Origin of the sequence: Actinocrispum sp. NPDC049592 (assembly GCF_040675465.1) — a bacterium.
Classification (GTDB): Bacteria; Actinomycetota; Actinomycetes; order Mycobacteriales; family Pseudonocardiaceae; genus Kibdelosporangium.
Genome location: NZ_JBFAPA010000007.1, coordinates 405,454 through 425,925 on the forward strand (window position 1 = coordinate 405,454; position 20,472 = coordinate 425,925).

Here is a 20,472-nt window from a genome sequence, read left to right on the forward strand (position 1 = left end):
CGCCGCCTGCTTGGTTCAAGCCGGTGCCCAGTTCGCTGGATTCGGGGGCGGCTGGCTCTGGTGCTGATCGGTGCGTGATTGGCCGTGCGCCTATGAGTTGTTGAGGGGTGGCTGGCCCAGTACTGGGAACTGCCCGAACGACTGCGGTTGATCCGCGCCTGCCTGATCGACTGCGGACGGCTGGCCGAACATTGGGTGCCCGGGGTCTGCTGGTTGGTCGTGTGTTGGCTGTTGGCTGGATGCTATTGGCTGGCCCGGCGCTGATAGGTAGCCCGGGGCAGCAGGTTGGCCCTGCGCTGGCGATCGGTCTGCGATGGGCAGACCGAACGGTGGCGTCGGGGTCGGAGTCGCCTGGTCGTGTTGTGGTGCCTGGGCAAGCACCGGTTGCCCGGCTGCCTGTGGGTGGTCTGGCGCTGGTCGCCCAACGTCCAGCGAGTGGCTTGGCGTTGGTTGTCCGGTATCTGACGCTTGGCTCGGTGTGAACGGCTGCCCAGCGTCTGACAGTTGGCCTGGAACGAACGGCTGCCCAACCGCCGGCGGTTGCGCTGGATCGGACGGCTGACCATGAGCGGCCGGTTGTCCCGGAAGCGAATACTGTGCTGGCAGAGACGGCTGCCCCAAAGCGGGCAGCTGCCCCACACCGGATGGCAGCCCTGCACTGGCTGGCTGCCCCAGACTGGATGGCGACCCCAGACTGGATGGCTGCGCCAGGTTGTGTGGCAGTTCCGGACTGGCTGGTTGCGCCGAGAGGTGTGGCAGTTCCGGACTGGCTGGCTGCCCTGGGCTGGATGGCGCGGGACTGGAGGGCTGCCCTGAGGCTGATAGCTGGCCTGGGGATGGTGGCTGGCCTGGGCTGGGCTGCTGCCCGAATGCTGGTGGCTGGCCCCCGGACGGTTGCTGCTCCGGCACGGGCTGCTGTCCTTGCGCACTGTGCTGGCTTGGAACAGGAGCGTGGCCTGGCACGTGTTGCAGGCCAGGGGCGGATGGCGGTCCGGATACCGGTGACTGGCCGGGCATCGACGGCTGGCCCGATGCCGACGGCTGCTCTGTGGCTGCGGGCTGGCCGGGTGCTGGTCGCTGGCCTGCGGCCTGTGGCTGGCTGTCGGTGGGGTGGGGTGACGGCGGTTGGAGGGGTGGGAGGCCGGCGCGGGCGCGGAGCCATCCCGGGATGTAGTTGTCGTCGCGGGGGAAACGGCGCAGTTCGTCCTGGAATCCGATCGGCGGCGGCACCCGGCGCCAGCGAGGTTCGGTGTCGGGTTCGAACTCCGCGCTGTACTTGGATGGGTGGTCCAGCAGGTAAACGCCGGACAGCCAGGTGCCGCGGCCGGGCTGGTACATGGCCGCACGCAGTTCGCCGAGCATGTCGACCACGTCCATGGGCGGCCGGATCGGGAACGGCTGGCCCTCCTCGACGGTGACCAGGACGTCGACCTCGATGTGGCGGCCCGCGGAGCGGTACTCCGCCCGGATCTGCTTCCAGTTCGGTGGCGCCGCCCCCAGCAGCGCGCGGCCTATCCGCCGGATCAGCTGCTGCTGATCTTCCCCTGAAACGCTCATGTCCCCCCGGTCCTCCCTGCTCAAGCTTGGACCTGACCTTACAACTTCTCCCGCCGCCGTAAGGGCAGGTTGACGTGCAGGCCTGCCTCGGCGGTCATGATCGCCGGGCCGTCCGTAGACTGGCCTGAAGCCGGTTGGGCGGGAAGCCGGAATGGACGAGTACGGAGTGGAGCGAGTCAGACGAGGTGGAAGCAGTGACTCTGCTGGAGAACCTGCACGGACCGACCGACTTGAAGCGCCTCACCGACGAGGAGGTGACGCAGCTCGCCGCCGAGATCCGCGCGTTCCTGGTGGAGAAGGTCGCCAGGACCGGTGGGCACCTTGGCCCCAACCTCGGTGTGGTGGAGCTGACCCTTGCGGTGCACCGGGTATTCGACTCGCCGAGTGACGCGATCGTCTTCGACACCGGGCACCAGAGCTATGTCCACAAGATCGTGACCGGGCGCAGCGCCGGGTTCGACACGCTGCGTCAGCGCGGCGGCATGTCGGGTTACCCCTCGCGGGCCGAGAGTGAACACGATCTGGTGGAGAACAGTCACGCGTCCACCGCTTTGTCCTATGCGGACGGACTGGCCAAGGCGTTCCAGCTGCGCGCACAACGGCGGCACGTCGTCGCGGTCGTGGGTGACGGTGCTCTCACCGGTGGGATGTGCTGGGAGGCGCTGAACAACATCGCCGCGGACCGCACTCGGCCGGTTGTGATCGTCGTCAACGACAACGGCAGGTCGTACGCGCCCACGATCGGCGGGCTTGCGGACCACTTGGCCTCGCTGCGACTTCAGCCTGGATACGAAAAGGCGCTGGAGGGCGGCAAACGGGTGCTGCAGAACACACCCGTTGTGGGGAAGCCGATCTACGCGGCGCTGCACGCGGCCAAGCGCGGCATCAAGGACGCGCTGAGCCCGCAGATGATGTTCGAGGACCTCGGTCTGAAGTACGTCGGCCCGGTCGACGGGCACGATGTGCACGCGATGGAGTTCGCGTTGCGCCGGGCCAAGGAGTACGGCGGACCGGTCGTGGTGCATGCGGTCACCCGCAAAGGCAATGGCTACGCGCCCGCGGAGAACCACGAAGCCGACCAGATGCACGCGACCGACGTGATGGACCCCATCACCGGTGCGCCGGTCAAGCCGAAGAAGGCGACCTGGTCCTCGGTGTTCTCCGACGAGCTGGTCCGGTTGGGCGCGGACCGCGAGGACGTCGTCGCGATCACCGCGGCCATGCTCGGTCCGACCGGCCTGGACAAGTTCGCCGCGCGCTTCCCGGCGCGGTGCTTCGACGTGGGCATCGCCGAGCAGCACGCGTTGACCTCGGCGGCCGGGCTCGCGATGGGCGGCATGCACCCGGTGGTCGCCGTTTACGCGACTTTCCTGAACCGCGCCTTCGACCAGCTGCTGATGGATGTGGCTCTGCACCGGCAGCCGGTGACGGTGGTTCTGGACCGGGCGGGAATCACCGGTCCGGACGGCGCCAGCCACCACGGGATGTGGGACATCTCGATCCTGGGCACGATCCCCGGCATCCGGGTCGCGGCTCCGCGTGACGCGAAGACGTTGGCCGAGTTGCTGCGCGAAGCGACCGATGTGGACGATGGCCCGACCGTGCTGCGGTTTCCGAAGGCGGCCGTCGGCCCGGACATTCCGGCGCTGGAGCGAAAAGGCACCGTCGACATCCTCCGCCGTCCGGCCGAGAGCGACAGCGATGACATCCTGCTCGTGGCTGTCGGCGTTTTTGGTGAACTGGCCATCGCCGCCGCGGAACGCTTGGCAGACCACGGCATTGGCGTGACTGTCGCCGACCCACGGTGGATCACCCCGGTGCCCGCCGAACTGGTCGAGCTGGCCCAACGGCACCGGCTGGTCGTGACCGTCGAGGACGGCGGCAGGCACGGCGGCTTCGGCTCGGCTCTCGCGGCGGCCATGCGTGACGCCGATGTGGACGTTCCGCTGCGCGACCTCGCTGTGCCGCAGCAGTTCCACGACCACGGCACTCGCGCGGAGGTCCTCGCCGACCTCGGTCTGACCGCCCAGGACGTGGCCCGTCGCGTCACCGAATGGGCCGCGGGCCGCCTCGCCGAACCCACCGCGTCCGAAATCCAGACGTCCACGAAGGACTGACACGCCTCAGAGTGAAGGTCGATCGGCGCCAGCTGGAAACGGTTGGCGCCGATGATCTTTTCCGGACTCGAGGATCCGGACTCGTCCGGCAGGTACGCGGGCCCGCGCTTCGACATTGTGCAGCGCGGGTGCGGTCAACGGCTCGGACTCCCGCAGCGCGTCAGTGAGCCCGGGACTCGGACTTGTGAGGCGTCAGTGGCTCTCGACTCGGACTCGTGAGGCGCGTCCATGCGGCTCACGGCTCGGGTGGACGGGCGCGTAGGTCGAGTGGACCGGCTGCGTAGGTCGAAGTGGGCGGGCTGCATAGGTGGGTTCAGCGACCCGGTTTGTGCAGTGCGTTGGTGGGGCTGGTGGCTCAGGTTTGTGTTGCGTGCCGACGTGGCTCGTGACTTGGGTTTGTGCGGCGTCTAGGTGGATTCGGCGGGCTGACGGTCGGGTGAGGTGTGCCTTTGTGGCGGGGGTGGGCAGGGTGGCACTCCGTGTTGGGGCTGGACGGGGCGTGGTGAACTTTCGCATGTGTCCGGACGTTGTGCAGTTCGTGCGTGAGGCGGACAGCGCCAGGCACCGTGGCTGATTCGGATGGGTGAAGCTGTCTGTGTTGATATGTGGTTGGGTGTATGGCGCCGGTTGCGTGGGGTTATCTGGTAGTAGTCGAGGCAGAGGCACAAGCTGTGGCGGTCGGCGCTCAGCGACGGGTGTCCACGAAGGACTGATGAAGTGCGAGTTCTGGTAGTCGAGGATGAAGAGGCGCTGGCCGAGGCCATCGCGCGGGGACTGCGCCGCGAGGGTATGGCGGTCGACGTCGCGCTGGACGGTGACGCGGGCCACGAGAAGTCCACGATCACGCGCTACGACGTGGTCGTGCTGGACCGTGACCTGCCCGGCATGTCCGGCGACGAGCTCTGCCGGGAGATCGTGGCGTCCGGCGCGCTCACGCGGGTGCTGATGCTCACCGCGAGCGGGACGGTCGAGGACCGCGTCGAAGGGCTCTCCCTCGGCGCCGACGACTACCTGGCCAAACCGTTCGCGTTCCCTGAGCTGGTCGCGCGGGTGCGGGCGCTGGCGAGGCGTGCGACACCGGCCACACCGCCGGTGCTGACGGTGGGCGACCTGGAGCTCGACCCGGCGCGGCGGACGGTGAGCCGCGCGGGCCGCCCGGTGGAGCTCACCCGCAAGGAGTTCGGCGTGCTCGAGGTGCTGCTGGCCGCCGGCGGTTCGGTGGTCAGCAGTGAGGAGCTGCTCGAACGGGTCTGGGACGAGAACGCCGACCCCTTCACCACCACGGTCCGCGTGACGGTGATGACCCTGCGCAAGAAGCTGGGCGAGCCAGGGCTGATCGACACCGTGGTCGGATCCGGTTACCGGGTGCCGGTGGCCGGCGCCGAAGAGGGGTGACCACCCGGCGCGGGCCCGGGCTGCGGGTCCGCATCACGCTGCTGGCCACCGGTCTGGCCGCCGCCGTCAGCGCGCTGCTGCTCTGGCTCGGCTGGATCCTGGTCGGCAACGTCGTGGGCGCCGTCCCCACCCTGCCCGGCGACTCCACCATCGTGGTGAACGGCAGGCAGGTCGACCCTGCCGCGCTGGGCACGGTGCTGCGCGACGACGCCCGCGAGCGGATCCTGTCCTCGGGTGCGATCGCATTCGGTTGTGTAGTGGCAGCGGCGGCCCTCCTTTCCTGGACGTTGACGGGCCGGATCCTGCGCCCGTTGCGCGAGGTCACCAGCACCGCGCGACGGTTGTCCGCCGAGTCACTCAGCGAACGGATCGCCTACGAGGGCCCGCGCGACGAGCTGGCCGAGCTCGCCGACACGTTCGACGCGATGCTCGCCCGGCTGCAGGCCGCGTTCGACTCGCAGCGTCGCTTCGTGGCCAACGCGAGCCACGAGCTGCGCACCCCGCTCTCGGTGATCCGCACCGAGCTGGACGTGACCCTGGCCGACCCCGATGCGGACGTCGCCGAACTGCGCCGGATGGCCGGGGTCGTGCGCGCGGCCACACTCCGGTCCGGCCAGCTCGTCGAGGCCTTGTTACTGCTCGCGCGAACGGACGGCATGGGCCTCGCCGTCCGTGAACCCGTCGACTTGGCCAGCACGGTCGCGGCCGCCTGGAACGGCGTCCGTGGCGAGGCCGTGCCGCGCGGGATCACGCCGACCTTCCACGCGGCCCCCGCACCCGCCGTCGGGGATCCGTCGCTGCTGGAACGCGTCGCGGGCAACCTCCTTGAGAACGCGGTGCGGCACAACGTGGACGGCGGCTGGATCGACGTGCGCACGTCGGCCACCCCCGAGTGGGCCACGCTGCGCGTGAGCTCCTCGGGACCGGTGATCGACGCCGCCCGCGTGGGCGAGCTGTTCGAGCCGTTCCGCCGCGGCGGGGTCGACCGCACGGCGCAGAAAGGCACGGGGCTGGGCCTGTCCATCGTGCGCGCGGTCGTGATCGCCCACCACGGTCAGGTGACCGCGGCGCCAGTGCCTGACGGCGGGCTGTCGGTGACCGTGCATCTTCCTGTGCGGCCTTGAGGTTCTCCTTTCTGGAGCACGCGGCAGGTCTCGACGTGGGGAGACCTGCCACGCGCGGTGGTCACCAGATCTGGATCGCTCTGACGACGAAGGGCGCGGTGGGGACATAGGTGCCGCCCTTGGGATACGTGGTGAACTCGGCTTCGGTCGAGCAGGTTTCGGACTGGTAGACGGTCACGTCGCGGGTGAGTCTGTTGGCCAGGGAGTGGGCCACCAGGCCGTCCAGCGGCACGCATTCGTTGGGATTGGCGGTTTCCAGCGTGTGGCGTTTGGCTGTCCCGGCATAGTTCTCCTTGGTCCAGGCGCAGAACTCGCCCTGGTCGCACCGGGGTCCGGCCTCGGCGAACGCCGGCCGGGCGAAGGCCACCGTGAGCAGGATGACCGGGAAAAGGGCGCGCTGAACAAGCTTCTTCATGGGATTCCCCTCTCGTGAACGGACACGGCCGCCCCTTCGGCCGTGCTTCCAGCGTCCAGGGTGGCGCCCGGTCTTGTCTTCGATTTGGGTCTGCCGTCACCTGGATGTGTGACCTGGTACCTCGGTGGAGTGACTCAGACGGGCCGAAAGTGCCATTGCGTCACCGGGTGCTTTCACCTTCATGTCGTTGTCGAAGTAGACATACACGTCACCTTGGTTGTGCCAGGCCCGGACCTTCTCCGCCCAACGGTCCAAAGCGGACGGCGTGTACCCGCTTGCGTACAGCTCGGTGTCGCCGTGCAGTCTGATGTAGACGAAGTCCGCGGTGACCTCTTCGAAGTAGGGGAACTTGCCCGCGGTGTCCGCCACGACGAGCGCGATGTTGTGTTTCCGGGCCAGTGCAATGAACTCCGGCGCGGCGAAGCTGGGGTTGCGCACCTCGATGGCGTGGCGCAGCGGGCCTCGGCGCCCCGGCGTCGTCCACGCGCGACCGTCCAGACGCGAATCATGTTTGCGGGCAAGGCTTGCGGCGGCGGTCGTGGTGCGCGGGAGCTGCTCGAAGAACGACTCCAGCACGGACATGTCGAGCGCGAAGTTGCCGGGCAGCTGCCACAGGATCGGCCCGAGCTTGTGCCGCAACGCGAGCACGCCCGAGGCGAAGAAGTTGGCCAGCGGCGCCTCGACGTCCCGAAGCCGCTTCATGTGCGTGATGAACCGGCCGCCCTTCACCGCGAACAAGAAGTCCGCCGGTGTCTGCTCGACCCACGACTGGTAGCTCGACGGGCGTTGCAGCGAGTAGAAGGACCCGTTGATCTCCACCGAGTTCACCCGGCGCGAGATGTACTCCAGCTCCCGCTTGTGCGCGAGCCCGCGCGGATAGAACACGCCCCGCCAGGGCGGATACAGCCATCCTGATGTCCCGATCCGGATCACAGGTCCAGTGTTCCCCGATCTCGGGCTGGTCACACCGGACCAGGATCGAACGATTCCGGTCCGAGCCCGGATCACTCGCAACGCTGATCCGCGTCGCGACGAAACGGCCCAGCCATTCGATATACCAGGGAACAAAACGTGGGCGGCTCTCGTCGAGGGCAGGACAGGACCAATGAACTGCGCGCTGACCAGCTGGAAGCGAATCTGGACGTGGCAGGGATTTCGAGCAAGAGATCATCCGTGCCGGGTGGGCGGCGGTGCTGGCAGAACGAGCACCGCGGCATCGCGGACCCGGATCAGGCCTGCGCGCTGGGCGAGTTGATCAGGTATCTGAAACACCCCGAAGTCCGGCCCGATGGCCGTCGACGACATGGGACCGTCCTGGGTGACGGTGTGCTCGGAAACGTCGCGAGCACCCGGCCGCGGAAATCGCGACCCGGTTCGACGCTCGGATGAACTACACGGCGTTGCAGCTCGGCAGGTGCCTCGGCGCCGAAGTCGTGATTGTTCTGTCAGAAAAGGAATCCGCATGACCATTCCGGACGCTGTGGGTCCGGCAATTGAGGAACGCACCCGCGACCGCCCAAGTCGACGTAATCCGAGGAAGTGGTGCAGCATCTGAAGCTGTGTACTCCTGCGCCGCCGAGACCCTGTTGTCACGGAGCCGGGAGTCGCGCCGAGCCTGGTTTCGTCGGCACTTTCGTCGCTGGACGGAGTGGCCACAATGGACGACGAGCCGGCCGGGGCGCAACCCCGGCCGGTCCCCGAGGAGTCCTCACCACACGTCGACGAAGATGGGGTTGGTGTAGCACCAGAGGTCTTGGAAGGGATCTGACTGGCCGACCACGTCCGCGACGGGTTCTATGCCGCCGGGGGTGTGGCGGTTGCCGTCGGTGCCGCGCAGGCGGGTGTAGAAGGGGGCGCGGACGTTGCGGAAGGTGTGGGTGAACAGCACCGTGTTCCCGGGCCACCAGCGGGGTTCGAAGGACTCGGCGACGGTGACGCCCTCGGCGCGCATGGTGTCGGGGGCCGCTGGACCTGTGACCGGGCCTTGAATGAGGTCCAAGCGGCTCAGCCGCGGAATCCTGCCGCTTCCGTTGGGGCGGCAGGCGAGCTCCGCGACCATCACCACCGTGACGTTCGAGCCCTTGCGGACCCGCAGGCGGCCACCCATCACCGCTGTGGAACCGTTGGCGTAGGCCGAGAACTCCAAATTCCGCACCAACCCCCCGTGAGTTATCCACAGGCGCCCGGAACGTAGTGCGTCGGTCACCCCGGCGAAGCTACGGTGAGAAGTGCCGGCGACTGTGCGACTGAACTCGCCGGGGTAGAAGTCCGCGTACGGAGCCAGGATTTGGTGTGTGTCAACGTGAAGGGGATCCGGGTACTTGCCGGTCTGGTCGTAGAGGCCGTCCGGCACGGCTGGGCGAACCAGGTGGTCGCCTCGGTTGTAATGCGAGTCGGAGTTGCTGGTGATCCAGAAACCCTTGCCCTCGGCCAGAAGCGAGTCCCACACGCCGCCAAGAGCCGCGGTCATCCAGTCGAAGCCGCCGTATGTCCGGTACGCCTCAACGGGATAGCCCTGCCACGAGTCGGCTCCCGGGTTGTTCGCATAGCCGCCGCGGGCGCCGCCGTTGCCGTTCGGCTTGGGGAAGCCGTCGGCCTGCGCTCCCGGCGCGCCTTCCATGCCGATGACGATCCCGGTGTCGCGCAACGCACGCAGCTCGTGCGGGGCCACGCGGCCGTTGCGGGAGGGGTGGTTCACCACGACGATCGGGTCGCGGGTGTTGGCCTTCAACCAGTTGACCGCCGCCACCGCCCGCGCCTCGTTCTCCGGCGAGCTGGAGCCGTCGTTCTGCAGCCGCGAGTCGTGCGAACGCTCGAACTCGCGCAGCAGGGCGGCCTCGTCGGCACCGGGCGCGAAGAACACCGTGGCATGCTCGGCGCCCGGTACGTTCCACTCGATGCCTTGCCACAGCAGGACTCCCGGGTGACGACGGCGGGCCGCGCGCACGTCCGCATTGGTCGGCTCGACCGAGGACTTCTCGTGCGCGGGGTACCCGTGGTCGGTGATCACCAGCCAGGACACGTCGTTGCGCAACGCACCGGACACCACGTTGTCCACTGTGTACATCGCGTCGTAGGAGTACTGGGTGTGGGTGTGGTGGTCGCCGGCCAGCCAGCGGTATCGGTCCCGGCCCAGCAGGCGGCCCAGCTCCGAGGTGATGTCGGCGGATGCCGGGGCAGCCGCGAGCAGTTCGCCCCCGACGGCCGCGGCACCGAACAGCCCTGCGCGCTTGAGGAATCTTCTTCGGTCGGTCATGCGGCGGACGCTATGAGTCCAACATGGCCAGTAGGTGGCCCCCACCCAAACGAACCGAGCGGGGGCCAACAGCAGCGAGTACTACACCGGGACGCTGGCCACGCCCGGCGCCAGGAACCGCTTGCCGGTCGCGCGTTCGGACACGCCCGCGCGGTCCAGGTACGGCGTGATCCCGCCGAGCCAGAACGGCCAGCCCGCGCCCAGGATCAGGCACAGGTCGATGTCCTGCGCCTCGGCCACGACGCCCTCGTCCAGCATCCGCCGGATCTCGTCGGCCAGCGCGTCCAGCGTGCGGTCCAGCAGCTGCTGGGACGTGGACGGCGAGTCACCGGCCTGCCAGAGCGCGGCGACCTCGGGGTCGAGGGTCTGGTTGCCCTGCGCGTCCCACTGCCACACCGCGGTCTTGCCCGCCTCGACGAACCGCTTCATGTTCTCCGAGACGCCGAACCGGTCCGGGAACGCGTTGTGCATGATCTCGGCGACGTGCAGGCCGACCGCCGGGCCGACCAGCTGCAGCAGCACCATCGGCGTCATCGGCAGGCCGAGCGGGTCAAGGGCGTGGTCGGCCACGTCGAACGGCGTGCCCTCGTCCAGTGCCGCGGTGATCTCGCCGAGGAACCGCGTGAGCAGGCGGTTCACCACGAACGCTGGCGCGTCCTTGACCAGCACCGAGGACTTCTTCAGCTCCTTGCCGACCTTGAACGCGGTCGCCAGGGTGGCGTCGTCGGTCTTGTCGGCGCGGATGATCTCCAGCAACGGCATGACCGCGACCGGGTTGAAGAAGTGGAAGCCCACCACCCGCTCCGGGTGCCGCAGCTTGGCCGCCATGTCGGTGATGGACAGCGAGGAGGTGTTCGTGGCCAGCACGCACTCCGGCGTCACGAACTCCTCGACCTCGGCGAACACCTGCTGCTTGACTTCAAGGTTCTCGAACACGGCCTCGATGACGAAGTCCGCGTCCGCGAACGCGGCCTTGTCCAGCGAGCCGGAGACCAGGGCCTTGAGCCGGTTCGCCTCGTCCGGCGAGATCCGCTTCTTGCCCTGCAGCTTGTCGACCTCGCCGTGCACGTAGCCGACGCCCTTGTCCACCCGGGCCTGGTCGATGTCCGTCAGCACCACCGGGACGTGCAGGCGCCGGGCGAACAGCAGCGCCATCTGCGAGGCCATCAGGCCCGCGCCGACGATGCCGACCTTGGTCACCGGTCGGGCCAGCGACTTGTCCGGGGCACCGGCTGGGCGCCGGGCGCGCTTCTGCACGAGGTTGAACGAGTACAGCCCGGCCCGCAGCTCGTCGCCCATGACGACGTCGGCGAGCGCCTCGTTCTCGGCCTCGTAGCCGCGCTCGAGGTCGTTCTCGCGGGCCAGCTCCAGCAGCTCGACCGCCTTGGTGGCGCCGGGGGAGGCGCCGTGGGTCTTGGCCGCGACGAACGCCTTGGCGCGGGCGATGGCCGCGTCCCAGGCCTCGCCGCGGTCGATCTCCGGGCGCTCGACCTTGACCGTGCCGTTCACGACGCCGGCCAGCCAGAGCAACGACTGCTCCAGGTAATCCGCGGAGTCCAGCAGCACGTCGGCGATGCCCAGGCCGAACGCCTCGGCCGGCTTGAGCATCTTGTTCTGGTTCAGCGCGTTCTCGATGATCACGGTGACCGCGCGGTCCGCGCCGATCAGGTTCGGCAGCAGCTGCGTGCCGCCCCAGCCCGGGAACAGGCCCAGGAAGCACTCCGGGAACGAGATCGCCGCGACGTTGGCCGCCAGCGTCCGGTAGTGGCAGGAGAGCGCCAGCTCCAGGCCGCCGCCCATGGCCGCGCCGTTGACGAACGCGAAGGTGGGCACCGCGGAGTCGGTGAACCGCTTGAACACCGCGTGGCCCTGACGGCCGATGTCCAGCGCGGTGTCCCGGTCGGTGACCTGCTCGACACCGGTCAGGTCGGCGCCGACCGCGAAGATGAACGGCTTACCGGTGACCGCGATGGCCGCCGGATCGGCCGCCACCGCCGCGTCGAAGGCCGCGTTCAGGCTTTCCAGCCCGGCCCGGCCGAAGGTGTTCGGCTTGGTGTGGTCGAAGCCGTTGTCCAGGGTGATCAGGGCGACCGGCTTGGCCAGCCCGGGAACCGTGATGACGCGCGTGTACGCGTGCGTCACAACCTCGTCGCTCATTCACTCGCCCCCGTTCCAGTGCGGGTTCTCCCAGATCACGGTGCCGCCCATGCCGATGCCGATGCACATGGTGGTGATGCCGTAGCGCACCTCGGGGTGCTCCTTGAACTCGTTCGACAGCTGGGTCATCAGCCGCACCCCCGAGGAAGCCAGCGGATGGCCGGTGGCGATCGCACCGCCCCACGGGTTGACCCGCGGGTCGTCGTCGGCGATGCCGAAGTGGTCCAGGAAGGCCAGGACCTGCACGGCGAAGGCCTCGTTGATCTCGAACAGGCCGATGTCGTCGATCGTCAGGCCGGCGCGCTTGAGCGCCTTCTCGGTCGCCGGGACCGGACCGACGCCCATGACCTCGGGCTCGACACCGGCGAAGGCGTAGCCGACCAGGCGCATGCCGATCGGCAGGCCCAGCTCGCGCGCGGTGTCCTCGTCGGCCAGCAGGGCGCCGGTGGCGCCGTCGTTCAGGCCGGCCGCGTTGCCCGCGGTGACCCGGCCGTGCGGCCGGAACGGGGTCTTGAGCTGCGCCAGTCCCTCGACTGTCGTACCCGGGCGGGGCGGCTCGTCCTCGGTCGCCAGGCCCCAGCCCAGTTCGGCGGACCGGGTGGCCACCTGGACGAACTCGGGGCCGATCTTGCCCGCCTTGACCGCGTCGGCGTACTTCTCCTGGGAGGCGGCGGCGAAGGCGTCCGCGCGCTGCTTGGTCAGGTGCGGGAACCGGTCATGCAGGTTCTCCGCGGTCTGACCCATCACCAGCGCGGACGGGTCGACCAGCTTGTCGGCCAGGAAGCGCGGGTTGGGGTCGACGCCCTCACCCATCGGGTGACGGCCCATGTGCTCGACGCCGCCCGCGATGGCCACGTCGTAGGCGCCGAACGCGATGCCGCTGGCCGTGGTGGTCACGGCGGTCATCGCGCCCGCGCACATGCGGTCGATCGCGTAGCCGGGCACCGACTTGGGCAGGCCGGCCAGCAGCGCGGCGGTCCGGCCGATGGTCAGGCCCTGGTCGCCGATCTGGGTGGTGGCCGCGATGGCCACCTCGTCGACCCGCTCGGGCGGCAGTTCGGGGTACCTGCGCAGCAGTTCCCGGATGACCTTGACGATCAGGTCGTCGGCACGCGTCTCGGCGTAGATGCCTTTCTTGCCGGCCTTGCCGAACGGCGTGCGGACGCCGTCGACGAAGACCACGTTGCGAAGGGCACGCGCGGCGGCTGGAGCGGCCACGGCAGTCCTCCCTCGGAGTCAATGGGTTACCCGCCGGTAGGGCGGCCGTGGCTCAACTGTAGTCGAAGTTACCCGCCGGTAACTACTCCGGTCCCCCTGTCGTGTGCGTCACCGTGTCGTGCCGCGGACGGTGCGGGGGATGGCGCCACCGGATCTGCGAGGAGGCGGGCGGACAGCGGAAGAGTCCGGAAGCGGACTGCGGGAGAGTGAGGAAGCGGCCAGAGGAGATCCAGGAGGCGGACGGAGGGAGAGTCGGGAGGCGGGCAGAACAGAGCCCAGGAGGCGGACGGCGGGACAGCCGGGAAGCAGACGGCGGGGCACTCACGGGGGCTGGGCGGGGGAGGGTCAGGAGGCGGGCTGCGGGAGAGTCACGGGGTTGGGCGGGGGCCAGGAGGCGGGCGGCGGGAGATTCACGGGGCTGGGCAGGGGAGAGCCAGGAGGCGGGCAGGGAGAGCCGGGGGCGGACGGCGGTCGGGTCACGACGAGGGTGATGGCGCCGGCGGCGGGGTGTGCAGCGCCTTGCTGAGTGGTTCGGCCACCAGGCCGACCTGCCACTCGCGGGCGTGTCCCGCGCGCAGAGCGGCCGCGGTGCCGTCGACGCCGATGTCGGCGGGCGGCTGCCAGCAGATCCGGCGGACCAGGTCGGGCTGGACCATGTTCTCCACCGGCAGGCGCAGCGACTCGGCGAGCGTGCCGAGGCTGGCCCGGGCGGCGGACAGCCGGGCGGCCGCGGCGGGGTCCTTGTCGGCCCAGCGGTTGGGCGGGGGAGGACCGTCCTGCTGCGGAGAGGGGTCGGGCAGCTCGTTGCGGGGCAACTGGGCGGCGGTGCGCAACGCACGCGCCCACGTGCCCGCCAGGCGCCTTTGCGCACGCCCGCGGAAGACCGGCAGCTTGATGAGGCCGGCCTCGTCGATCGGCGCCGCCACCGCGGCATCCACGATCGCGCTGTCCGGCAGGACCCGGCCGGGAGCGACGTCCCGTTCCCGGGCGATGGAGTCGCGGACCTCCCACAGGGCGCGCACGAACGCGAGCGCGCGGGCGCCTCTGGCCCGGTGGATGCCCGACGTGCGGCGCCACGGTTCCTTGCGGGGTTCCGCGGCCGGGGCGTCACGCAGATGGTCGAACTCCTCCAGCGCCCACTGCAGCTTTCCCTGGGAGTCCAGCTCGGTCTCCAGGGCGTCGCGCAGCGGCACGAGCAGTTCGACGTCGAGGGCGGCGTAGTTGAGCCACTCGCGGGGCAGCGGACGGCGGGACCAGTCGGCGGCGCCGTGGCCCTTCTCCAGCCGGTAGCCCAGCACGCGCTCGACGAGGGTGCCCAGCGCGACCCGTTCGAACCCGGCCAGCCGCCCGGCCAGCTCGGTGTCGAACAGCTTGCTGGGCCGCAGTCCCAGCTCGGCCAGGCAGGGCAGGTCCTGTGAGGCGGCGTGCAGCACCCACTCGGTGTCCGCGAGCGCCTCGATCAGCGGATCCATCTCGTCGTTGAGCGCGACCGGATCCACCAGGACGGTGCCGGAGCCCTCACGGCGCAGCTGCACCAGGTACGCCCGTTGTGAGTACCGGTATCCCGACGCGCGCTCGGTGTCGACCGCGACCGGGCCATGACCGCCCGCCAGAGCTGCGGCCGCGCGCCGCAGCTCTGCCGGTTCGGTCACTACGGGTGGCGTACCACCCGTCGGTTCGACCAGTGGGATCGCTTCGGATTCCGGCTGGTCGGTCGAGGGAGATCCGGGTGTGCTCACGGCGGGAGACCCTACGTCACGGTCACCCGCCGATCGCACGTTTTCGGGCGATGAGCGTTTCAGCGGATCACGCCGGCACGCATGGCCAGCGCGACCATCTGAGCCCGGTCACCGGTGCCGAGCTTCCTGCCGATGCGCGACAGGTGGCTCTTGACGGTGAGTGCGGACAGGTTGAGGGCCTCGCCGATCTCTTTGTTCGACTGGCCGTCAGCGACCAGTTGAAGCACCTCAACCTCACGGGCGGACAGCTCGCGGGGCGTGTTGTCGGTCCCCGGGACCCGGGTGCCCGTCGCGAGCACGGGAGCGACACTCGGGTCGGCGTAGACGCCGCCCTCGAGCACTCGCCGCACTCCGTCGGTCACCACCACCGGCGAAGCGGACTTCAGCAGGTAGGCCTGGGCCCCTGCCTGGAAGGCCGAACGCACGGCGTACGGGTCGTCGGACGACGCCAGCACCACGATCCTGGGCCACCCGTGGCTACGGAGTTCCGTAACCAGTTCGATGCCCGAGCCGTCGGGCAGCCCAAGGTCGAGGATCGCCAGGTCGCATGGCCCAGTGGCCAGCGCCCGCGCCCTCGCCTCGGCCACCGAAGCGGCCTCGTGCACCGTGCCCGCGCCCATCTGGGTCAACCGGGCAGCTATCGCCTCCCTCAACAACGGATGGTCATCGACCACCAACACCGAGAACAACTCTTCCCGCGGGTGCGGGACCATGTTCGCCGGCAACGCGCCGGCTGGCGTGGTTCGAACGGCCTGACCTAAGCCGACGGCAGCCACGTCACTACCTCCCTGGAGTCGGTCGTGCCCCCCGACCGGCACCGGGACTTTCCGCCAATCAGCCGCGCCGCTGATGGACCGAAAGTGGTGTCGACACCGGGAGCCTAGCCGCCCAAGCGGGTCAACGGGACGATCAATCGGGTATGTATCCGATCGGGTTGTGACTTTCTGGGCTTCGTGTCACACGATCGGATGACTCCGCAAAAGGTGACGTAACGACAGCCGCCGTCAAGACGATTGAATGGGGTTCATGGGTATGGATGCCGCAGGCTACGACCGTGCTGTCGCTCTGCTCCAAGCCGTCCAATTGGCTGACGGCCACAACGACCTTCCCTGGGCCCTCCGGCTGATCGCCGGCCCCGATCCGGACGCCGCCGTGGCGACCACCGACCTGAAAACTGCGCAACCGAGGTTGCATACAGACATCCCACGGCTTCGTCAGGGTGGAGTAGGGCTTCAGTTCTGGTCGGTGTACGTGCCGTGTCAGTTCGAGGGCCATGCGGCGGTCACCGCGGTGCTCGAGCAGATCGAACTCGTCCACCGGCTAGCGGCACGGTACCCCGGGGATCTGCTACTCGCGAGTACCGCCGATGAGGCCGAAGCGGCCTTCCGAGCAGGGAAGATCGCTTCGATGCTCGGTGCCGAGGGCGGGCACTGCATCGGCGAGTCACTCGGCGTGCTGAGGGCGCTACGGCACCTTGGGGTCCGCTACATGACCCTCACCCACAACCTCAACACCTCATGGGCGGACTCCGCCACGGACACGGCGGTGCACGGTGGTCTGACCGACTTCGGGCGGGAAGTCGTCCGAACAATGAACCGTATTGGCATGTTGGTGGACCTTTCGCACGTTGCCCCGTCGACGATGCGGGACGCCCTCGACGTGTCGGCCGCGCCGGTGGTCTTTACCCACTCCTCGTGCCGGGCTGTCAATGACCATCCGCGCAACGTCCCGGACGATGTGCTCGAGCGGCTGGCCGGCAACGAGGGAGTGTGCATGATCACATTCGTCCCGCGATTTGTATCGCCCGCATTGGCCGAGTGGGACCAAGGTGTCCAGGCCGCTATGGAGGAGGCCGGACTGGACCACCGGGACCTCGACGTGCGCGGCAAGTTCATCGACTCATGGGATGGTCCCAAGCAACCCGACGCCACCCTCGACGAAGTCGTGACGCACATCGAGCACGCGCGCGAGGTCGCCGGCATCGACCACATCGGACTCGGCGGCGACTACGACGGGGTGGGCACCTTGCCGATCGGGCTCGAGGACGTGTCCAAGTACCCGGTGCTGCTCGGCGCGCTGCTCGACCGCGGGTGGAGCGAGGACGACTGCGCCAAGCTCGCCGGGCGGAACGCGCTGCGGGTTCTGCGGGCCGCGGAGGACGTCGCCACGGAGTAACCCGCCGATCTGTGTGGTGCTCGCCGCCCTCCTCGACCGCCGGTGGAGTGAGGGCGGCTACGCCAAGCCGTTCCTAGCGGGAGTTAGGCGCGGAAGAGGGTTACGCCTACGGGTGGGAGGCCTACGACGCTGGCGAGGAGGTCGCAGAAGGCTTCGCCGTGCGGGCCCAGGCTCGCTGACCTTGGGGTCCAGGAGGCTCGGAGCTCGAGGTCGTCCGTCCTGGCCGGTCCGGCGATGTCACCGAAGCGGGCGCTTGATGTCTCCGTCACCGTTCCGCCCAGCGCGCTGAAGTCCGCTCCCGAGGCGTCCAGGGCATCTGTCAGCCAGGACCAGCCCACCGCTGGGAGAAGGGGGTCTGCCGCCAGCTCCGCGTCCAGCTCCGCGCGGACGTAGGCGACCACTCTCAGGTCTCCGTCCCAGGCTTCCTGGCCTTCTGGGTCGTGGAGGAGCACCAGGCGGCCGGTGGCCAGGACTTCCGCGGGGCCGTTCACCTCCGCGGTGATCGCGAATGCCCAGGGCGCCAGCCGTTGGGGTGGCCGCACCTCTTCCAGCACCACTTCGGGCCGCGGCCGCAGCGACCGCAGCGCCGCGACGGCCTGGCGAAAGACCTCCGGAGCTTCGGGCGTTCTGGTCACGACTGGTAACTGTAAGACCACCCGAGTCGGTGAGCCGGGACGGCGCGCCGAGCGGGTTGGGATCCGGCGCATACGCACCGTGGGCAGAACGATCATGGTGTCAGCCGAACGGGCCAGGCCACGTCGTGGAATCATGGGGTCACCATGACCACGACATCGCCGGTCCGCCGGGACCTCGCCGAAGCTCCCCTGCTGGCCGCCGCTCGTGGCGAACGCCCCACCCGGACCCCGGTCTGGTTCATGCGTCAGGCCGGTCGCTCGCTGCCGGAGTACCGCGCCCTGCGTGAGGGTGTGCCGATGCTCCAGGCCTGCTTCACCCCGGACATGGTCGCCGAGGTCACGCTGCAGCCGATCCGCCGCCACGGGGTGGACGCGGCCATCCTGTTCAGCGACATCGTGGTCCCGCTCAAGGCCGCCGGGATCGACCTGGACATCGTGCCGGGCACCGGACCCGTTGTGGCGCGGCCGGTCAAGGACGAGGCCACGCTCGACGCCCTGCCCGAACTGGACGCCGCGCGGCTCGACCCGGTGGGCGAGGCCGTCGGGATCCTGATCCGGGAGCTCGGCGAGACCCCGCTGATCGGGTTCGCCGGAGCGCCGTTCACCTTGGCCTCCTACCTGATCGAGGGCGGCCCGAGCCGGCACCACGAACGCACCAAGGCGCTGATGCACGGCCGGCCCGAGCTGTGGCACGCGCTGCTCGGCAAGATCGCCGACTACACGCTCACCTTCCTGCAGGTCCAGATCGGCGCCGGGGTGGACGCCGTCCAGCTGTTCGACTCGTGGGCCGGCGCACTGTCCGAAAAGGACTATCGCGAGTTCGTCTTCCCGCACTCCCAGCGCGTGCTCGCCGGGCTGGCGTACGCGGGCATCCCGCGGATCCACTTCGGGGTCGGCACCGCGGAGCTGCTGCCCGCGATGCGTGAGGCAGGGGCGGACGTGGTGGGCGTCGACTGGCGGCTGCCGCTGGACGAGGCGGTGCGCAGGCTCGAAGCGGCCGCGCCGGACGCCCCGAAGCCGGTGGTGCAGGGCAACCTCGACCCCGCCATCCTGTTCGCCGGCTGGGATGTCGTCGAACGTGAGGTGCGGCGGATCCACGAGGAGGGCAAGGCCGCCGCGGGCCATGTCTTCAACCTTGGCCACGGTGTCATGCCGGACACCGACCCGGCCGTGCTGACCAGGACCGTCGAGCTGATCCACAGCCTGCGCTGATGCGTAAGGGCAAAGTCGTCGTCATCGGCGGCGGGATCGCCGGTCTCGCCGCCGCGTACCGGCTGCGCGAACACGACGTGACGATCATCGAGTCCGCCAGGGAACTCGGCGGCAAACTCCGCACCCGCGAACTCGGCGGCCGGTCGATCGACGTTGGTGCGGAAGCGTTCGTCACCCGCAACCCCACCGCCCTGCGCCTGATCGACGAGCTCGGCCTCACCGATCGTCTGGTGCACCCGGTGCTGGCCGCGGCCACGATCCACGCGGCGGGGCGCACGGTCTCCTTGCCCCGCCGGACCTTCCTGGGCATCCCGGCCGGCGCGGACGAGGTCACCAACGTCCTGTCGGCCGATGGTGTGCAGCGGGTCGCGCACGAACGCGAGCTGCCGCCGCTGGATCTGGCCCAGGACCCGGAGGCGCCGGACGTCTCGGTGGGCAAGGTCCTCGCCGAGCGGTTCGGCCGCGAACTCGTCGACCGGCTCGTGGAACCGTTGCTGGGCGGCGTTTACGCGGGCCGTGCGGACCTCCTGGGCCTGCGGGCGACCATGCCCGCGCTGGCAGGCGCCGACACGTCCCTGACGGACATGGTCGGCCGCGTTCTGGGGCCACCGGTGGACGGGCCGAGGCCCCCGGTGTTCGGCGCCATCGACGGCGGCATGAGCGTGCTGATCGACCAATTGGCCCGGAAATCCGGCGCCAAGATCCGCCTCGGCCTTCCGGTGCGCGGACTCAGCCGGGCCGGCAACGGCTGGCGGCTGGAGATCGGCAGCGCCGCCGACCCGGAGTTCGTGACGGCGGACGCGGTCGTGCTCGCGGTGCCCGCTCCGGCAGCGCGGCGACTTCTCGCCGCCGAGGTGCCGGAGGCCGCCGCGGCCTACGAACATATCGACGTGGCTTCGATGGCGGTGGTGAGCATGGTGCTCCCGCCGGACGCCGTGCTGCCCGAGTCCACCGGCATCCTGCTGGCGGTCGGGGAGCGGCACGCGGACGGCACGCCGTTCACCGCCAAGGCGTTCACGTTCACCAGCAACAAGTGGGGCCGCGCCGACGGCGAACCCGTGCAGCTGCGGGCTTCCGTGGGCCGGTACGGCGAGGCCGAGACGCTGCAACGGGACGACGACGAGCTGACCGCCGCGGTACGCCGTGACCTGGCAGAACTCACCGGAGTCACCGTTACTCCGATTGAGCGAATCGTGACCCGTTGGGGTGGTGGGCTGCCGCAGTACGGCACCGCGCACACTGCCGCCGTAGTGGCAATTACCAAGGCCGTTGCGAAAATGCCTGGTCTCGCGGTTGCGGGGGCGAGTTTGCGCGGTGTCGGAGTGCCCGCTGTCATCGACTCCGCGACCGCGGCGGCGAGTGCGATCGGCGCTTACCTGTCATCGCGATCGGACGAGATCGGTCCCCCGAGTGGCCTAGTGGGTGAGTAACCGCCTGTGCTACAGTGCGGCCCCGATGTAGTCGTTTCTTCA

At 69.4% G+C, this 20,472-nt stretch carries 15 protein-coding genes; 7 read left to right on the top strand and 8 right to left on the bottom strand.

The features are described from left to right. The first annotated feature begins 1,284 nt into the window (after positions 1-1,284). The 4 genes from AB0J95_RS20835 (at position 1,285) to AB0J95_RS20850 (ending at position 6,193) form a co-directional block, all read left to right on the top strand. Positions 1,285-1,548: a hypothetical protein gene (locus AB0J95_RS20835; RefSeq protein ID WP_364759867.1), complete on the top strand. Its 264-nt coding sequence runs from the start codon at positions 1,285-1,287 to the stop codon at positions 1,546-1,548. 203 nt (positions 1,549-1,751) lie between these two features. Further along, positions 1,752-3,674, top strand: a complete 1,923-nt coding sequence (gene dxs / locus AB0J95_RS20840) for a 1-deoxy-D-xylulose-5-phosphate synthase (RefSeq protein ID WP_364759870.1) — start codon at positions 1,752-1,754, stop codon at positions 3,672-3,674. Between the two features lie 717 nt (positions 3,675-4,391). Continuing rightward, the gene (locus AB0J95_RS20845; RefSeq protein WP_364759873.1) at positions 4,392-5,069 is read left to right on the top strand and encodes a response regulator transcription factor; all 678 of its coding nucleotides are present in this window, start codon (positions 4,392-4,394) and stop codon (positions 5,067-5,069) included. Next, complete coding sequence (locus tag AB0J95_RS20850) at positions 5,066-6,193, top strand: HAMP domain-containing sensor histidine kinase (RefSeq protein ID WP_364759876.1); 1,128 nt, start codon at positions 5,066-5,068, stop codon at positions 6,191-6,193. Before AB0J95_RS20845 ends, AB0J95_RS20850 begins: the two co-directional genes overlap by 4 nt. 61 nt (positions 6,194-6,254) lie before the next feature. Here AB0J95_RS20850 and AB0J95_RS20855 read toward each other — a convergent pair whose 3' ends face one another. The 7 genes from AB0J95_RS20855 to AB0J95_RS20885 all read right to left on the bottom strand — a co-directional run bounded on the left by AB0J95_RS20855 (position 6,255) and on the right by AB0J95_RS20885 (position 15,754). Then, complete coding sequence (locus AB0J95_RS20855) at positions 6,255-6,608, bottom strand: peptidase inhibitor family I36 protein (RefSeq protein WP_364759878.1); 354 nt, start codon at positions 6,606-6,608, stop codon at positions 6,255-6,257. Between the two features lie 96 nt (positions 6,609-6,704). After that, positions 6,705-7,532, bottom strand: a complete 828-nt coding sequence (locus AB0J95_RS20860) for a DUF72 domain-containing protein (protein ID WP_364760003.1) — start codon at positions 7,530-7,532, stop codon at positions 6,705-6,707. 784 nt (positions 7,533-8,316) lie between these two features. Then, positions 8,317-9,864 carry a histidinol-phosphatase gene (locus tag AB0J95_RS20865; RefSeq protein ID WP_364759881.1) on the bottom strand — a complete coding sequence of 516 codons (1,548 nt, stop codon included), beginning with the start codon at positions 9,862-9,864 and terminating at the stop codon, positions 8,317-8,319. Between the two features lie 81 nt (positions 9,865-9,945). Continuing rightward, on the bottom strand, positions 9,946-12,021 hold the full coding sequence (locus AB0J95_RS20870) for a 3-hydroxyacyl-CoA dehydrogenase NAD-binding domain-containing protein (RefSeq protein ID WP_364759884.1): 2,076 nt from the start codon (positions 12,019-12,021) through the stop codon (positions 9,946-9,948). Further along, complete coding sequence (locus AB0J95_RS20875; protein ID WP_364759887.1) at positions 12,022-13,239, bottom strand: thiolase family protein; 1,218 nt, start codon at positions 13,237-13,239, stop codon at positions 12,022-12,024. Between the two features lie 476 nt (positions 13,240-13,715). Next, entirely contained in the window at positions 13,716-14,930 is a 1,215-nt protein-coding gene (locus tag AB0J95_RS20880; protein ID WP_364760006.1) for a ribonuclease D, read from the bottom strand. A gap of 107 nt (positions 14,931-15,037) precedes the next feature. Further along, entirely contained in the window at positions 15,038-15,754 is a 717-nt protein-coding gene (locus AB0J95_RS20885) for a response regulator transcription factor (RefSeq protein WP_037262141.1), read from the bottom strand. A 256-nt stretch (positions 15,755-16,010) separates the two neighbouring features. Between AB0J95_RS20885 and AB0J95_RS20890 the strand changes: the two genes are divergently transcribed. Further along, the gene (locus AB0J95_RS20890) at positions 16,011-17,153 is read left to right on the top strand and encodes a dipeptidase (RefSeq protein WP_364759890.1); all 1,143 of its coding nucleotides are present in this window, start codon (positions 16,011-16,013) and stop codon (positions 17,151-17,153) included. Positions 17,154-17,236: 83 nt separating this feature from the next. Here AB0J95_RS20890 and AB0J95_RS20895 read toward each other — a convergent pair whose 3' ends face one another. Then, a complete protein-coding gene (locus tag AB0J95_RS20895) occupies positions 17,237-17,788 on the bottom strand; it encodes a DUF3000 domain-containing protein (protein ID WP_364759893.1) in 552 nt (183 codons plus the stop codon). Between the two features lie 144 nt (positions 17,789-17,932). Between AB0J95_RS20895 and hemE the strand changes: the two genes are divergently transcribed. Together hemE and hemG are read left to right on the top strand one after the other, a co-directional pair. Further along, on the top strand, positions 17,933-19,000 hold the full coding sequence (gene hemE, locus AB0J95_RS20900) for a uroporphyrinogen decarboxylase (protein WP_364759896.1): 1,068 nt from the start codon (positions 17,933-17,935) through the stop codon (positions 18,998-19,000). Next, positions 19,000-20,430, top strand: a complete 1,431-nt coding sequence (hemG, locus tag AB0J95_RS20905; protein WP_364759899.1) for a protoporphyrinogen oxidase — start codon at positions 19,000-19,002, stop codon at positions 20,428-20,430. The genes hemE and hemG overlap by 1 nt, the downstream gene beginning before the upstream one ends. The last annotated feature ends 42 nt before the right edge of the window (positions 20,431-20,472 follow it).

What these genes read in the sequence shown, in the direction of transcription:
- AB0J95_RS20865 (WP_364759881.1), bottom strand. Translation starts at nt 9,864, where the DNA reads ATGACCGACCGAAGAAGATTCCTCAAGCGCGCAGGGCTGTTCGGTGCC.
- hemE (WP_364759896.1), top strand. Translation starts at nt 17,933, where the DNA reads ATGACCACGACATCGCCGGTCCGCCGGGACCTCGCCGAAGCTCCCCTG.
- AB0J95_RS20855 (WP_364759878.1), bottom strand. Translation starts at nt 6,608, where the DNA reads ATGAAGAAGCTTGTTCAGCGCGCCCTTTTCCCGGTCATCCTGCTCACG.
- AB0J95_RS20870 (WP_364759884.1), bottom strand. Translation starts at nt 12,021, where the DNA reads ATGAGCGACGAGGTTGTGACGCACGCGTACACGCGCGTCATCACGGTT.
- hemG (WP_364759899.1), top strand. Translation starts at nt 19,000, where the DNA reads ATGCGTAAGGGCAAAGTCGTCGTCATCGGCGGCGGGATCGCCGGTCTC.
- AB0J95_RS20890 (WP_364759890.1), top strand. Translation starts at nt 16,011, where the DNA reads ATGGATGCCGCAGGCTACGACCGTGCTGTCGCTCTGCTCCAAGCCGTC.